This is a genomic window from Pseudomonas sp. GZD-209, assembly GCF_049310485.1.
Taxonomy (GTDB): Bacteria; Pseudomonadota; Gammaproteobacteria; order Pseudomonadales; family Pseudomonadaceae; genus Aquipseudomonas; species Aquipseudomonas sichuanensis.
In genome coordinates, this window is record NZ_JBMOWQ010000056.1 from 12,239 (window position 1) to 28,169 (window position 15,931).

The 15,931-nt window shown below is 66.4% G+C and carries 14 protein-coding genes; 1 reads left to right on the top strand and 13 read right to left on the bottom strand.

From position 1 onward, the window contains the following. The first annotated feature begins 5 nt into the window (after positions 1–5). Complete coding sequence (locus ACO6VM_RS08595; RefSeq protein WP_401059430.1) at positions 6–1,310, top strand: MFS transporter; 1,305 nt, start codon at positions 6–8, stop codon at positions 1,308–1,310. A 48-nt stretch (positions 1,311–1,358) separates the two neighbouring features. Here ACO6VM_RS08595 and ACO6VM_RS08600 read toward each other — a convergent pair whose 3' ends face one another. From ACO6VM_RS08600 to sbnB, 13 genes are all read right to left on the bottom strand, one after another. Continuing rightward, entirely contained in the window at positions 1,359–2,237 is an 879-nt protein-coding gene (locus ACO6VM_RS08600; protein ID WP_422403121.1) for an aldose 1-epimerase, read from the bottom strand. A gap of 27 nt (positions 2,238–2,264) precedes the next feature. Further along, entirely contained in the window at positions 2,265–3,188 is a 924-nt protein-coding gene (locus ACO6VM_RS08605; protein ID WP_401059434.1) for an EamA family transporter, read from the bottom strand. Between the two features lie 54 nt (positions 3,189–3,242). Then, positions 3,243–4,523: a TRAP transporter large permease gene (locus ACO6VM_RS08610; protein ID WP_401059436.1), complete on the bottom strand. Its 1,281-nt coding sequence runs from the start codon at positions 4,521–4,523 to the stop codon at positions 3,243–3,245. Further along, complete coding sequence (locus ACO6VM_RS08615; RefSeq protein ID WP_125857696.1) at positions 4,523–5,050, bottom strand: TRAP transporter small permease; 528 nt, start codon at positions 5,048–5,050, stop codon at positions 4,523–4,525. Before ACO6VM_RS08615 ends, ACO6VM_RS08610 begins: the two co-directional genes overlap by 1 nt. Before the next feature lie 68 nt (positions 5,051–5,118). Next, positions 5,119–6,090 (bottom strand): TRAP transporter substrate-binding protein, encoded by a 972-nt coding sequence (locus tag ACO6VM_RS08620; protein ID WP_125462943.1) that lies wholly within the window; start codon positions 6,088–6,090, stop codon positions 5,119–5,121. A gap of 62 nt (positions 6,091–6,152) precedes the next feature. After that, positions 6,153–7,046: a glucurono-1,5-lactonase gene (locus tag ACO6VM_RS08625; RefSeq protein ID WP_422403122.1), complete on the bottom strand. Its 894-nt coding sequence runs from the start codon at positions 7,044–7,046 to the stop codon at positions 6,153–6,155. A 25-nt stretch (positions 7,047–7,071) separates the two neighbouring features. Continuing rightward, a complete protein-coding gene (locus ACO6VM_RS08630) occupies positions 7,072–7,878 on the bottom strand; it encodes an NAD-dependent epimerase/dehydratase family protein (protein ID WP_422403123.1) in 807 nt (268 codons plus the stop codon). An 84-nt stretch (positions 7,879–7,962) separates the two neighbouring features. Beyond that, positions 7,963–9,201, bottom strand: a complete 1,239-nt coding sequence (locus tag ACO6VM_RS08635; RefSeq protein ID WP_401059444.1) for an OprD family porin — start codon at positions 9,199–9,201, stop codon at positions 7,963–7,965. 374 nt (positions 9,202–9,575) lie between these two features. After that, the gene (locus ACO6VM_RS08640; protein ID WP_422403124.1) at positions 9,576–11,036 is read right to left on the bottom strand and encodes a PLP-dependent aminotransferase family protein; all 1,461 of its coding nucleotides are present in this window, start codon (positions 11,034–11,036) and stop codon (positions 9,576–9,578) included. Positions 11,037–11,052: 16 nt separating this feature from the next. Next, entirely contained in the window at positions 11,053–12,489 is a 1,437-nt protein-coding gene (locus tag ACO6VM_RS08645; RefSeq protein WP_258645272.1) for an L-lactate permease, read from the bottom strand. A gap of 12 nt (positions 12,490–12,501) precedes the next feature. After that, the gene (locus ACO6VM_RS08650) at positions 12,502–13,116 is read right to left on the bottom strand and encodes a glutathione S-transferase (protein ID WP_347150620.1); all 615 of its coding nucleotides are present in this window, start codon (positions 13,114–13,116) and stop codon (positions 12,502–12,504) included. Then, positions 13,113–14,903 carry an FAD/NAD(P)-binding protein gene (locus ACO6VM_RS08655; protein WP_422403125.1) on the bottom strand — a complete coding sequence of 597 codons (1,791 nt, stop codon included), beginning with the start codon at positions 14,901–14,903 and terminating at the stop codon, positions 13,113–13,115. Before ACO6VM_RS08655 ends, ACO6VM_RS08650 begins: the two co-directional genes overlap by 4 nt. Next, on the bottom strand, positions 14,897–15,928 hold the full coding sequence (gene sbnB, locus ACO6VM_RS08660) for a 2,3-diaminopropionate biosynthesis protein SbnB (protein WP_422403126.1): 1,032 nt from the start codon (positions 15,926–15,928) through the stop codon (positions 14,897–14,899). Before sbnB ends, ACO6VM_RS08655 begins: the two co-directional genes overlap by 7 nt. Positions 15,929–15,931: the final 3 nt, after the last annotated feature.

The following is a 15,931-nucleotide window of genomic DNA, read 5'->3' on the forward strand; positions in this document are numbered from 1 at the left end:
GATCCATGAGCATAAAAGGCATCCGTTGGTGGATGGTCAGCCTTGTTACAGCTGGACTGGTCGTCAACTACCTCGCCCGCAACACCCTCTCGGTGGCTGCCCCCACCTTGATGTCCGACCTCTCCATCAGCACCGAGCAATACGCCAAGATCGTCGCCACCTGGCAGATCTGCTACGCCCTGATGCAACCCATCGCCGGCTGGGTCATCGACTTCATTGGTACCAAGCTGGGCTTTGCGGTGTTCGCCCTGGCCTGGTCGCTGGCCTGTGCCGGGGCGGCGCTGGCCAGCGGCTGGCAAAGTCTGGCGTTCATGCGCGGGCTGCTGGGGATGACCGAAGCGGCCGGCCTGCCTGCCGGCGTCAAGGCCACCACCGAATGGTTCCCGGCCAAGGAGCGTTCGGTCGCCATCGGCTGGTTCAACATCGGTTCTTCGCTCGGCGCCTTGCTGGCACCGCCGCTGGTGGTCTGGGCCATCCTGCACAGCGGCTGGCAACTGGCGTTCGTCATCGTCGGCGTCTCGGGGATCGTCTGGACCCTGCTGTGGATGCTGCTGTACAAGCACCCCAAGGACCAGAAGCGCCTGAGCGCCGCGGAGCGCGACTACATCCTGTCCGGCCAGGAAGCCCACTTCAAACAGGAAGCGCGGGTCAAGGGCGCCTGGAAGCGCATCTTCAAGGAGCGCAACTTCTACGCCATCGCCTCGGCGAGGATTCTCTCCGAGCCGGCCTGGCAGACCTTCAACGCCTGGATCCCGCTGTACCTGATGACCGAGCGGCACATGAACATCAAGGAAGTGGCGATGTTCGCCTGGCTGCCGTTCCTGGCCGCGGATATCGGCTGCGTGCTGGGCGGTTACTTGAGCCCGCTGTTCCACCGCTACTGCAAGGTGTCGCTGTTCACCTCGCGCAAGATGGTCCTGGTGTTCGGCGCCAGCTGCATGATCGGCCCGGCCTGCATCGGCCTGGTGGAAAGCCCGTACACGGCAATTCTGCTGCTGTGCATCGGCGGCTTTGCTCACCAGACACTATCCGGCGCGCTGTACTCGATCACCTCCGACTCGTTCAGCAAGGACCAGGTGGCGACCGCCACCGGCATGGGCGGCATGTTCGGCTACCTGGGCGCGGCAGTGTTCACCCTGGTGTTCGGCATCCTGGTCACGCAGATCGGCTACAGCCCGCTGTTCGTGGTGCTGGCGGCGTTTGACATCATTGCGGCGGTGGTGGTGTGGAACCTGGCGCGCGAGCTGCGCAGCGAACCCCGTGAGGCGGCACCGACAGAGGCGCAGGTGGTGCTCGGCACGGGCCGTTAAACCCGTTGCGATGGATCAAAGGGGCTGCTTGCAGCCCCTTTGGCGTTTTCAGTCGGTGCCAAGTGCCCGGTACTGCAAGCTGAAACCCAGGTGCAGTTGTTCATGTTGGCGCAGCAGCCGCAAGCCGGGCCGATCGGGCAGGTGATGGGCGTTGATCGGGTGGCTGACCGGCTCGATGCAGAAGAAGCCCTGGTCCTTGGGGCAGTACAGCAGGTAGTGATCGGCACCCCTGGCATGGCAATCGAGGCGATAACCCGCCGTCGGCTGGACAATGCTGCAGGTGCCTTGCCAACCACTGAAGGCATGATCGACCCCATCGCTGGGCAATGCCTGCAGCGTGTCGAAACACCATTGCGGCGGGATCGTGGCCTGGCGCGAGGGCAACTGCCCCTCATCACCCACCCACACCTGCTGCGCGGGCGCCAGCAAGCGGGTGTCGGCAAAGCGCGGAAAGTACGGGTGAAACCCCAGCCCATGCCAGGTCGGCCGTGGGTCGAGGTGGGTCGCTTCCAGCTCAAGGGTCAGGCAGCCTTCATCCAGGCGTACGTCCAGGGTCGCGCGGTAAGCAAAGGGCACCTGGCTGTCCAGGCTCAGGCGGGCATGGCCGTCATCCACGCTATCGACTTGCCAGGGCTGCTGCCAGGCACTGCCATGGATAGGGTAGGGGTCATGGTCGGTATTGGGCGCCAATGCCAGCCAGCCATCAGGGCACTGAAAGCCGCCCTCAGCGATGCGGTTCGACCAGGGCGCCAGCAGGTAGCAGCCCAGGCGTCGTGGTGAGCCGCTGGCCAGCGCGGCGCTGTCGCTGTGGCGCAGCAGAGCCTGGCCGTTGGCCTTGGCCTGCCAGTTGATCAGGCTGGCGCCCAGGGTGGGCGCCAGGCTCAGGCGGGTCAGACGGTCTTGCAGGTGCAGTTCAGGCACAGGCATTGCGGCGCTCCGAAGGTGCAGGCGGTTTCAACCCGCCTTGCGGTAGGTCAACAGGACGATCCCGCATACCACCACGGCGGCGCCGAGCAGCTGCAGGGTATTGAGTTGCTGGCCGAGCAGGGCCCAGCCCAGCAACAGGGTGGCGATCGGCTCGATGTTCATCACCGGGGCGTTCTGCGCCATGTTCAGCCGTGGCATGCACACGAACAGCAGGGTGAAGGCCGTGCCGTACAGCACCACCAGGCTCGCCAGGGCCAGCCAGCCGCCACTGCTGCCCGGCAGCGCCAGCCCGGCCGGGACCAGGCCGCCGGAGCCTGCCAGCAGCATGCTGGCGAACACGATCAGCAGGGTCAGCATGCTGCGCACCGGGCCGCGAACGCCGGCCAGCTTGTGGTCGGTGATCCACAGCGCGCAGGCGAATACGCAGGCCGCGCAGAACGCCAGGCTTACCCCCAGGGCCCAGTCCGGGTTGGCCTCGGCGCTGCCATTCAAGCGAGAGGGCACATCCAGCGCCAGCACCAGGCCGAACAGGATCAAACCCATCAAGGCCGCGGTGCGCCGGGTCGGCCGCGGCCCGCCGAGGGCCCAGCTCAGCAGCGCCAGCAGGATCGGGAAGGTGTTGCCCACCAGCAGTGCCAGGGCCACCGGAATACGCGCCACGGCCGAGTACAGGCACAGGCTCTGGGTGGCGATCAGCAGGCCCAGCAGCAGTTGCCAGCGCCAGGAGCCGGCAGGTAGCCCCAACGGCTGGCGCTGCCACAATACAAGGCCACCCAGGGCCAGCAGGGTCAGGCCCGAGCGGCAGAGGATGGCCAGTAATACGCCGGTGTCGTCGTCGAAGGCGATGCGCGCGGCAATGTGGTTGCCGGCGAAGCAACAGGCCAGCAGCGCCAGCAGCGCTACCGCCAGTTTGCGCGGGAAGAGGTGAGGTGTAGCGAGGGCGACAGCCATGATGCAGGGTCCGTTTGCAGGGAAGGGCGGGCCATCAAGGCCCGCCTTGTGGCATTACAGCACCACGCTTGGCAGCCACAGCGAGATGGCCGGAATGTAGGTCACCGCCATCAGTACCAGGAACAGTGCCAGGTAGAACGGCAGCAGCGCCTTGACCGTGGATTCGATACTGACCTTGCCGATCGCCGAACCGACGAACAGTACCGCACCCACCGGTGGGGTGATCAGGCCGATCCCCAGGTTGACCAGCATGATCATGCCGAAGTGCACCGGGTCCACACCGATGCCGGCGATCACCGGCAGCAGGATCGGCGTGAGGATCAGGATCAGCGGCGCCATGTCCATCACCGCGCCCAGCAGCAGCAACATGAAGTTGATGCACATCAGGATCACGTAGCGGTTGTCCGACAGGGTCAGGAACATCGTGGTGATCTTCGACGGGATCTGCATCAGCGTCATGACGTAGCCGAAGCTCGCCGCAAAGCCGATCAGGATCATCACGATGGAGATGGTCCGCACCGTGCGGTGCATCAGCTTGGGCAGGTCGCGCCACTTGTAGTCGCGGTAGATGAACATGGTCACGAAGAACGACCAGACCACGGCGATCGCCGCCGATTCTGTGGCGGTAAACACCCCGGACAGAATGCCGCCGAGGATGATCACCATCGCCATCAGGCCCCACAGCGCTTCACCGGCGATCTTCATCGCCTGGCGCAGCGGGATCACTTCGCCCTTGGGGTAGTTGCGCTTTTTCGCGAAGATCAGGCACAGGCCCATCAGCACCGCGCTCATCAGCAGCCCGGGCATCACACCGGCCATGAACAGCGAGGCGATCGACACCGTGCCCCCGGCCGCCAGCGAGTACAGCACCGAGTTGTGGCTGGGCGGGGTGAGCAGGGCCTGCACCGAACCGCTGACGGTGACAGCGGTGGAGAACTCACGCGGGTAGCCCTTGCGTTCCATCTCCGGGATCAGCACCGAGCCGACCGAGGCGGTGTCGGCCACCGACGAACCGGAGATCGCGCCAAAGAAGGTCGAGGCGGTGATATTGACCAGCGACAGGCCGCCGCGCACGAAGCCCACCAGCACCCCGGCGAACGCCACCAGCCGCCGCGACATGCCGCCTTCGGCCATGATCGCGCCGGCCAGCACGAAGAACGGAATGGCCAGCAGCGAGAACTTGTTAACCCCACTGGCCACCTGGATCATCATGGCCTGCAGCGGGATGTCGATCCACCACGCGCCGATCAGCGCCGACAGGCCCAGGGCATAGGCCACCGGCATGCCCAGCAGGATCAACGCGAGGAAGCTGCCTATCAGAATCAACGCATCCATCATGCCGCTCCTTCGTGTTCTTCGACGACGTCAAAGCGCATCACCTGGCGATGGCTCTGGTCGCCCAGGATGAGTTTTTCCAGCACGAACATCAGGGTGACAGCACCGCCGATCGGGATCGGCGCATAGGTCAGCCCCACCCGCACCGATGGCAGGGTGGCAAGGAACTGCTTCCAGGTAGTCACACACAGCTTGTAGCCGTACCAGGTCATGAACACGCACACCAGCAGCATCAGCAGCTGCACCAGCAGCGCCGCGGCCTTGCGCTGGGCCGGCGGCAGGCGGTCGGTGACCATCGCCACCGCCATGTGCGCACCGGCGCGGTAGCTGGCGGCGGCGCCGATGAAGGCGAACACCACCATCAGCAGGATCGCCACCGGCTCCGGCCAGCTGGAGCCGGTGCCCAGCACGTAACGGGCGAAGATGCCCCAGGGAATGATCAGCGTCATGGTCAGGATCGACAGGCCGGCAATCCAGATGCAGCAGCGGTACAGGGCGTCGTTCAGACGCAGGAATGAATTTTTCATAGGGCATCACCGAAGCTGCAGGGGGGCGCGTGCCGCCCTGCAGGAGTCATCTGGGAACGGAACCGGGGTTACTGGACCTCGGCGATGCGCTTCATCAGGTCGGCGTACTGCGCACCGTACTTTTCCCGCACCGGGGCGGTGGCGTCGAAGAACGGCTTCTTGTCGACGCTGATGAACTCCACGCCCGCTGCCTTGAGCTTGGCTTCACTGGCTGCCGACTTGGCGTCCCACAGCGCCCGCTCTTCCATTTGCGCCTCGCGGGCGACGGTCTTGACCAGGGTCTGCTGCTCGGGGGTGAGCTTTTCCCAGGTGGTCTTGGACATCACCACCGGCTCCGGCAGGATCAGGTGGCCGGTCAGGGTGAAGTACTTGGCGCTCTGGTAGTGGTTGTGCTCCAGCAGGGTCGGCGGGTTGTTCTCGGCGCCGTCGATCACCCCGGTCTGCAGGGCGCTGAAGATTTCCCCGGTGTCCATGGCGATGCCGTTGCCGCCCATGGCGTTCATCATGTCGAGGAACAGCGGGTTGCCCTGTACGCGGATCTTCATGCCCTTGAGGTCTTCGATGCTGCGCACCGGCTTTTTCGTGTAGAGGCTGCGGGTGCCGCCGTCCATCCAGGCCAGGGCCACCAGGTTGAAGTCGGAGTTGGTGATCTTGTCGAGGATTTCCTGGCCGATCTCGCCATCGATGACCTTGCGCATGTGCTCGTGGTCGCGGAACACGAACGGCATGTTGAACACGTTCACATCCGGCACCACCGGGCCGACGATGCCCAGGCTCACGCGGGTCATCTGCACGGCGCCGATCTGCGCCTGCTCGATCACTTCCTTTTCCGAACCCAGCACACCGCCGGCGAACATCTTGAAGGTGATCGCGCCGTTGCTGGCCGCTTCGAGTTTCTTGCCCATGTGTTCTTCGGCGACCACGGTCGGGTAGCCGCTGGGGTGGATCTCGGCGAACTTGATGTTCAGGGTGGCGGCCGAGACCGACATGGACAGGGCGAAGGGGAGGGCGGCCAGTAGCCACTTGTGCTTCAAGGTCATGAGGAAACTCCGGTGTTGTTATTGTCTGGTTTCGTTCGTGTGGGCAGTGCGGTAGAGCAGGCTCAGTTGCCCCAGGCAGGCTCCTCCAGGCCTTTGACGCCTGGGTTCAGGGCGAACACGCCACCGGCCAGCGGCTGGTCGGCAAGGTCCACGCCTGCGGGGCGAATCGAGGTGACGAACAGCGTGTCCAGGCCAGGGCCGCCGAAGGCGCACATGGCCGGCTTCTTCACCGGTACCGGCAGCGAGCGGTCGAGCTTGCCGTCGGGGGTGAAGCGGTGCACCAGGCCTGCGTCGTTGCCGCAGATCCAGTAGCAGCCGTCCTGGTCGATGGCGGCGCCGTCGGGGCGGCCGGGGTAGTCGCGCATGTCGACGAACAGCCGGCGGTTGCTGGGGGTACCGCTGTCGGTGTCGTAGTCGAAGGCCCAGATGGCCTGCACCTGGGGGTGCGAGTCGGACAGGTACATGCGCTTGCCATCGGGGCTGAAGGCCAGGCCGTTGGGCACGATCATGCCGTCTTGCTGCAGGTGCAGCGGCTGGCCGTCACCGTCGTGGCGGTACAGCGCGCCGACCGTGGCGCCTTGCTGCATGTCCATCAGCATGGTGCCGGCCCAGAAACGGCCCTGGCGGTCGCAGCGCCCGTCGTTGAAACGCATGCCCTCACGGGCATGGGCCACGCTGGCCAGGGGGCGGCTGACCAGGGTGCCCTGGGCGGTGGGTTGCAGATGGAACAGGCCGCTCTGCATGCCGGCGATCCAGCCGCCCTCGGGGCTGGCGCTGCGGGCGATACAGGCGAGCATTTCATCGGCCTGCCAGCGCTGGTGCGCGCCGTCCGCCAGCCGCCAGCGGTGCAGTTGGCCGGCGGGAATATCGACCCAGTACAAGGCCTGTTCGCCGGGGTGCCATACCGGGCTTTCACCGGTGCCGTTGCGGGCGTCGAGAATCAGTTCTGCGTGCATGGGCGGCCTCCTGGCCCTGGGTGGCTCAATCGAAGGGCCCGGCAGCGACGAAGGCGCCACCCTGGTAGACCATCGCCGGGTCATCGGCGGCCGGCATCGGCTGCGCCTGCACCTTGGCCTGGTACACCTCGGAGGAGTCCTTCGGCGCGTAGCCCAGGTGCGCGGCGTAGCGGTTGTCCCACCACTGCGTCGGGTTGGCCGAGGCACCGTAGACCACGGTGTGGCCAACGTTCGGGGTGAACAGGCCGCGCTCGATCAGTTGGGTGAGGTCGTCATAGCTCAGCCACGAGCTGAGCATCCGCCGGTTCTGCGGCTCGGGGAACGACGAGCCGATGCGGATGCTGACGGTCTCGATGCCATAGCGGTCGAAGTAGAAGCTGGCGACGTCTTCGCCGTAGCATTTGGACAGCCCGTAGTAGCTGTCGGGCCGGCGCAGGGCATGGGCGTCGATGCGCTCGTCCTGTCTGTAGAAGCCGATGGTGTGGTTGGAGCTGGCGAAGATGATGCGCTTGACCCCGTGCTTGCGTGCTGCCTCGTAGATATGGAACACACCGCAGATGTTGGGGCCGAGGATCTCCTCGAACGAGCGCTCCACCGACACGCCGCCGAAGTGGACGATGGCGTCCACCCCTTCGACCAGTGCCTGCACTGCAGCCTTGTCGGCCAGGTCGCAGTTCACCACCTCTTCGTGGGGGCCGCTGGCGGGCGCCATCGGGCTGATATCGGACAGGCGCAGCACCTCGGCGCAGCCCTGGAGGCGCTCGCGGAGCACCTGGCCCAGGCCTCCTGCGGCGCCAGTGAGGAGCAGGCGGTTGAAGCGGGTAGTGGTCATGGCAGGCTCGCAGTCGTCAATTGTTGTATGTTGTCGTATGACTTTTGGCGATTATCGACAGCGTTTCCGCTGCTTGTCAATCACTCACAGCAGCGACAGCGGGTAGTTGAAAATCAGGCGGTTCTCGTCGAATTCGTTGTTGCTGAAGCTGCGGCGGATGTTCGAGTTGCGCCACTTGATGCTCAGGTCCTTGAACGCTCCGCTCTGGATTACATAGGCCAGCTCCGACTCACGCACCCATTCCTTGCCATCGCGGATGGCGCCACTGTGCACGTCGTCGCCGCTGATGTAGCGGTTCATCAGGGTCAGCCCCGGCACACCGACGGTGACGAAGTTGAAGTCATGGCGCACCTGCCAGGAGCGCTCGTTGGCGTTGTCGAAACTGGCGTTGTAGCTGTCGTTGGCCAGGGTGCCGCCACTGGTGCCGTTGACCCGCATCCAGGTGTCGCCGCTGACCTTCTGCAGGCCGACGTAGAAGGTGTTGCCACCCACCCGTGCCGAGAACATCCCCGAGTAGGTCTTGTTGTCCAGTTTGCCGGCGCGTTCGGCGCCGTCTTCGCCGCCCTGGAAGTAACCGAGGTTGGCGCCCAGGGTCCAGTTGCCCAGTGGCTGGCTATGGCTCAGCTGCAGATACTGCTGTTCGTAGACGTCCTTGAGTTGCGCGTTCCACAGGCCGATCAGGGTGCGGTCCTGGTTGAACTTGTACTCGCCGCCGGCGAAGTTGAAGCGGTCCGAGATGCCACGGCCGTAGCTCATGTCTTCCATGCTCGCATCGTTGCGCGGGCTGTTGCCGCGGAACTGGCCGCCGTAAAGGGTCAGGCCGGCGATTTCGCTGGAGGTGAGCTGGCCGCCGCGAAAGGTCTGCGGCAGCGAGCGACCATCGTCCGCCCGCAGGATCGGCAGCACCGGCATCCACTCACCGATCTTCAGTTCGGTCTTGGAGATGCGCGCCTTGCCCGCCACCGCCAGGCGGCCGAAGTCGTCGGCCGGGCGCCCGTCGTCGTGGCGTGGCAGCAGGCCGGTGCCATAGGTGCCGCCACCGCCGTCGAGCTTCACCGACCACAGCCCCAGCACATCGGCGCCGAAGCCGACCGGGCCCTCGGTGAAGCCGGAGCGGGCATCGAGGATGAAACTCTGGGTCCACTCTTCGGCCTTGCTCTGCGGGTTGCGCGGGTCGACGAAGTTGCGGTTGATGTAGAAGTTGCGCAGGCCCAGGGTGGCCTTGGCATCCTCGACGAAGCCGGCGGCCAGGCTGGCGCCAGGCAGGTTGCCGAGCAGGGCGGCGCCGAGCAGGGCGAAAGGCAGGGGTTGGCGGATGTTCATGGTTGTTGTGCTCCCGAATGTGAGGCAGCCGATTGCCGGGCACGCGCAAGCGGCCAACGGCAGGGGCGGGTCAGTTCAGCCCGTCAGGGCGTGAGGGGTCGAGCCGGAAGGCGCTAGGTAGTCAGGGCCTGCGGCAAGGGTTCGCCGGGGAGCGTTATCGGGAGACGGGTATGCAGCGACGGGCGCGAGGTGCGCGAACGGAATGTTGGCATGGGACTCTTCACTGATTGTTGTTTTTGTTGTGTGTTGTCGTACAACTGTGACGATTATTATCAAGTGAGAATCGGCTTGTCAACGTTCCATGGGATTCAAGTGCTGTTGGGTTGTACGATCCCTGTGCAGGAGCGGCCTTGTGCCGCTCCTGCACAGAGCGTCTAAGGCATTTCCAGGGTTGGCAGCCCAATGGCAAGCGGTTCCAGCGCCTGTCGGGCACACTCGCCCAGCACCTTGAGCCCCTGGGCCAGCTCCGGCGACAGCGGCCTGCCCAGGCACAAGCGCAGCCCCGTGGTGGGCTGGCCATCGGCGAAGAAAATCCCGCTGCCGGCGATGTGGTAGCCCCGCTCATGGGCCAATTGCTGAAGCAGGGCCATGTCGGTACCCGCCGGCAATTCCAGCCAGTGGATGAACCCCCCACGCGGCGGCACGTAGACCGTGTCCGCCGGGAACGCCGAACGCACCAGCCCGTGCATCGCCTCATTCACCGTGGCCAGCTGGCTGCGCAGTCGGGCGCAGTGCTCGTCCATGTAGCCGCGCCCGATGAACTCGTTCAGCGCGCTTTGCGCCAGGCTCGACACCGCCAGGTTGCGCGAGAACATCTGCGCGAGGATGGCATCGCGGTACTTGCCGGCCACGCACCAGCCCACCCGGAAGCCCGGGGCGACGGTCTTGGAAAACGACGAGCAGTAGATGGTCTGCCCGGTGCTGTCATAGCTCTTGAGCGCGCGTGGCCGCTCGGTTTCCGGCACCAGGTCGAAGAAGATGTCGTCCTCGATGATCGGTACATCGGCCTCGCGGGCCAGTTGCGACAGCCTGGCGCGGGCCGCCTCGGGCATGATGAAGCCGCGCGGGTTCTGCAGGGTCGGGTTGAGGAAGATCACATCGACTTTTTCAAGCTTCAGCGCCTCTTCGAGGTGCTCCATGTCGATCCCGGTTTCCCCGTGGGTGCGCATGGGCAGCGCACGCATCCCCAGGCGCTCGATGGTCTGCAGGATGCCGTAGTAGGTGGGGGTTTCGATGGCCACCGTGGCGCCGCGCTGGGCCACGGCCTCCAGGGCCAGTTCCAGGGCGACGGTATCGCCGGAGGTCACCAGCACTTCGTCCGGGCCGCAGACCACGCCCCGGGTCAGCATCAGCCCGGCAATGCGCCGGCGCAGCGCCGCATGCCCAGGTGGCGTCACCAGCCCGGCGATGGCCAGGTCGGCCTTGCTGGCCAGTGTGGCCATGCACTTGTTGAGCAGCACGTGGGGGGTGAGGTCGCCGTGCAGCACGGCCGAACTCAGCGACAGGGTGGTGCGGCTGGCCGCCTGGGAGAGCATGGCGACCACCGCGTGGTTGACGTTGACCGTGACGCTGGAGAAGTCGAAACGGCTGGCCGGGCTGGCGCGCCCCGCCGCCGACACGAAGTAGCCGACCCGCGGCTCGGTCAGCACATAGGCGTTGGCTTCGAGGTCGGCCAGGGCCCGCTGCACGGTGGTGATGCTGGTGTCGAACAGGCGGGCCAGGGTGCGGATCGACGGCAGCTTGGTTCGTGCCGGCCATTCACCGCTGTCGATCTGGCGGATGATCCAGTCCTTGACTCTCCGCCAGCGTTTATCAGGTGTTTCGAACCGATCCATGGGGTCTCTTGTCAGCTCAGGAATGACCTCCCAGAACATAAAGTAAAACCACCCCGGTTGCAGCAACGATGGCGATGTTCAGCGCTACCAGGCCGAAGGCGAAGCGAATCAGCCCGTGCTCTTCATCGCGGTTGGCGGCTGCCAGCCCGGTGATCAGCGACAGGATCGACAGCGAGCCCAGCGCACCATGCCCGGCGGCGCTGTTGACCATCGCCGCCAGCCATGGCCCGTAGTCGCTGCCCAGGGCGGCGATCGACGGCATCACCAGGGTGTTGCCGCCCACGTTGGAGCCGGTGACGTAGCCCGCGATACCCGCCAGCAGCGCCACGGTCGGCGCCAGCGAAATCCCCGACAGCGATTGCAGGGCGCGCTGCGCCTCGACCAGAAAGCCCGCGTTGACCATCACCTGCGACAGCAGCAGGAACAGGAAGATAGTCGCCACCGGGAACTTGGCGCGCTTGAGCAGCGAGGCCCACGGGAAGCTGCCGTCGGCGCGCTGGCGCAGGGTCATCAGCACGGTGACGATCAGCAGCGCCAGCCCTGGCGAGGCCAGCGGCTTCCACGAAACATGCTCGCCCTTGATCACCCACAGGCCATCCCAGCCCGACAGTACGAACAGTGCGCGCGAGGCAACGATCACCCCCAGCAGCGCCAGGTACGGCCAGGCTGCCGCCGGCCAGCGCACCAGGCGCTTGCGCTGCAGGTACGAAATCACCAGGCCCACGGCGGCCACGGTCAGCCCCGCCAGCACGCCCGATACCTCAGGCCCGACAAAGCGGTTGATGCCGTACAGCACCGCGCTGAACAGCACCGATACCGCACACAAGCCCAGCCACGGCAGGGCGCTGCGAATACCGGCCTGCCACAGGGCGATGCCCGCCAGCACCAGGAACACCGGCGCGCTGATCAACGCCGAATGGCTGCCCAGCTCGTTGGCCGGCAGGTGGGTGAGCAAGCCGCCGATCACCGTGGCCAGGCCCAGGGTGCCCCACGGCATGATGACCATGCCGGCCAGGGCGATCTTCATCCCTGCCTGGCGCGAAAACAGCCCCATCAGCAGCGGCACGGTGGCGATCAGCGAGACGCCGAAGCCGGTCATCGCTTCCAGCAGCGGCGCCAACCCCAGCACGATGAAGATCACCTGCGCCGGTGGCTTCCAGCCCAGCTCGCGCACCCAGGCACCGATGGCCTGCGGCGCGCCGCCGCGCTCCACCAGGATGACGAAGGCCAGCCCCGGCACGATCACGCAGGCGGTGCTGAGGAACAGGATCATCGTGTCCTTGATGATCGCCGAGCTGGCGGCGGCCGACAGCGGCGCCGCGGCGCCCATGCCCCACAGCAGGAAGACCACCGCGACGCCGGCCAGCGCTGCCTGCACGGGCGGGCGACGCACCAGCAGGATCAGCGCGATCACCAGGCCGATGGGCGACATTTGCAACAAGAGAGCAGCCATGTGCTGTGTTCCTTAATCGTGGGTCTGACCGCTGTACTCGGTGGCGCGCATCGAGGGGCGGTCGCAGAAACGCTGGTACCAGGCGTTCAGGCGCGGGTGCTGGGAGAAGTCGCCAAGCTCGCGGAACACGATCCAGTCCAGGGCGGTGCCCAGGGCCACGTGGCCCACGTTCAGCGGGCCGTCGAGTTCGACCTGTTGTTCGAGGTAGCGGTACGACTCTTCGAGCTTGTACTTCTGCCCCTCACCATAGGCCGGGTAGCGCAGGTGCGCCGGGCGGCGTTCGACTTCCCAGCGCAGCTTGATGCCGACATCGCACAGGCCCTGGGCCAGCGCCTGCAGGCGCAGGGCCTGGTAGCGCTCGGGGCCTTGCAGCGGGATCAGCTTCGGCCCCTGGTGCAGGGTGTCGAGGTAGTCGCAGATCACGATCGAATCGAACAGCGCCTCGCCCTCGGGCAGCATCAGCACCGGCACCTTGCCCAGCGGGTTGGCCTGGTAGATGGTCTCGTTGCGGGTAGTCGGGCTGGTCTCGTGGTGGATCACCTCCAGGCGCTCGGCGAGCCCGAGCTCATGGGCCATCACCAGCACCTTGCGGGCGTAGGGCGAGTGGGTCTGGTAGTAGAGCTTCATGGGGCGGTCCCTGTGTCGAGGATGGCCGAGGCGGCCTTGTGGGCGTCGATGAACAGCCGCGACGGCGCGCCGGCCGAGGTGACGTAGTGGTTGTAGTAGCACGAGCCCTCGGCCAGCGGCCCGAGCACCCAGAGGTTGCGCACCGGTTCGCCGCTGCTGGCGCGCGGGTGGCAGGCCGCGTCGACATCGATGCCATCCAGGCCCGGCACATCGGTGCGCGGGCGGATCAGGCCAAGCCGCGCCAGGTCGCGCACCGGGGCGCAGTCGCTGTCCTGCACGCCGCTGCCCTGCACGTAACCGGCCACCCGCCGGTAAGGCTTGGCGGCTGGCACGGCGCCCGGTGGCAGGAAGGTCAGCAGCCCGGCGTCGCTGAGGGCCAACAGGTCGGCGTGGCGTTCCTTCTGCGGCCCGGCCACCAGGCGGTTGATCGCCTTGTGCCAGCGGCCGTAGAACTGCCGGTGCGAAGCCTCGGTGAGGCCGTCGAAGTCGACCGCCTCGCGCAGCCGGTCACGCAGGTCGCGCCACACCTCGATGGCCGCCTTGACCGGCGATTCGGCGCGGCCGATGCGGGCCTCGTGCAGGTCGGCCTCGATGGCGTCGTAGATCCACGCATGGTAGTTGTGCGCGTTTACCTGCGCCGGCAGGCTGTGCAGGATCAGCGCCTGCGGGTCGATGGCGCCGGACAGCGCCTCGTAGTGACGCAGCAGGCCCTCGCTTTCGCGGGTATCGGTAGGCGTTTGCAGGCTGACGGTGCGCAGTTGCTCCAGCACTTCACGGTGGCGCGCCGGGTCGGTCTTGCCGTGCAGCACCGCCATGCCGGCCGCGCGCATTTCCAGCAGCATGCGCGGCAGCACGTCACGCTCGAAGTCCAGCTGGCCGTTCGGCGCCTGCTGGCGCAGTGCATCGATATGGGTGCTGGTGAGGAAGATCGGCTTGTGCCGTGGCGCCCGGGTCAGGCCATTGGGGCGCGCGCGGAACGGCAGGCCGTCACGCGACTGGATATAGATCACCGGCTCTTTGCCGGACGGGAAGTACACATGGCTGGCGTCGGCCATGCGGTGGTAGGCGCCACCGCGGCCAGCGGTCAGCGCCGCCAGGGTATCCATCGCCCCCAGGCCCAGCCCTTCGAGCAGCACGGCTTCGCCGGCGGCGATGCTGTCGAGGCTGCCCGGCAGCGGGTAGATATCGCCCACCCGGCCTTCCTCGTCTGCCCGCACCCGCCCGGTATGGCCGACGGTCAGGATCAAGCGGTCCACGGTCACACTGTCGCCCGACGGCAGCTTGAGCTGGTAGGCCTGCTGCGCATCGGTGCGCAGGCCGACCACCGGGTGCGGGTGCAGGCGCACCGCCACCCAGGCTGGCGCGCTTCTCAGAATGCGCGAGAAGGCGTCGGCCAGATAGGCGCCGAGCAGCCGGCGCGGGAGGAAGTCCTCCGGCTCCACCGCGCGCCCGTCGTCGGCCACCAGGCCGGTCTTCGGGTCGACCTTGACCCCCTTGGCCCGGCACCACTCCAGAAAGTCCGGCCCCGAGCGTTCGCGGGCATCGTGCAGGGTGCCGAAGGCCGCCGCGTCGGGGTACACCCCGAGTTGCCCGGCCACGGTGTTGAGCAGCAGGTAGTCCGGTTGGTTGGGCCAGTGGGCACCGGTGCCGAACACGTTGGGGTCGAAGATGTCGATCACCAGCGGCTGTTGCGGGCGGGTTTCGGCGATGCTCAGCAGGCGCTCGAAGATCGACAGCCCGCGCGAGCCGCAGCCCACCAGGCCAATGTGCAGGGGCTTGCTCACCATCTGCGCTCCTCCCCGAAGAACGACGGCACGGCGACTGCCGAGCCTTGCTCGAGGGCCACGTCATGGATACGCCGGCCCAGGGCCAGGTCGAGGATGCCCATGCCGAACGGCGAATAGATCAGGGGTTTGTCACGGTTGACCTGCAGTTCGCCGCGCAGGATCTGCGCCACGGTGCCGGTGACGAAATCGCGGTGGCCGAAGCGCTGTTCGGCCAGGTGCGGCGAGGTGTTGGCCTTGAGGCAGTGGCTGACGTCGTCGAAGTAGTTGTAGCTGGCGGCGACGATGCCGGCATCGATGTCGCGCAGCGAGATGTTCAGCACGATCTGGCCTGGGCGGAAGGTGTCGTCGCCGCTGACGTAGGGGGTGCCCGCGCTGGTGGCGAACACCACGATATCGGCCTTGAGCGCTTCTTCCAGCGACCACAGTTGCACCTGTGGCAGGCCCAGTTGCTCGCCGAAACCGGCCAGAGCCTCGGCCGACTCGCGGTTGAGGTCATGCACGCCGACCTGGCCGAACGACCAGTCGTCGCCGATGAAGGTGTCGAGGATATTGCGGGCGATCACGCCGCCGCCAATGATCGACAGGCTGCCAGCGCGTTTGTGTTTGTCATTGAGCAGCCAGGCGCCCAGCACGGCCGAGGCGGCGGTGCGCACGGCGCTGATCAGCGCGCCTTCGAGCAGCGCGTAGGGGTAGCCGGTTTGCGGGTCGTTGAGGATCAGTACCGCCGAGGCCCGTGGGATGCCGGCGTGGATGTTGTCCGGGTAGCTGGCGATCCACTTGATGCCCGACACCGACTGTTCGCCCTGTTTGTCGACGATCGCCGCCGGCAGGGCAATGATGCGGTTGGCTGGCTCTTCGGGGAAACGCAGGAAGTAGCTGTCCGGGTTGACGGTTTCGCCGCGCTCGTGGGTGAGGTAGGTCTGCGCGACCACCTCGATGGCCTCCTGGCGCATGCCGGCAAGGATGTCCTTGACGGTGGCGCCGGGGATCACGTGGAACGGGGGAATCGAAGCTTGTGCGGTCATGAC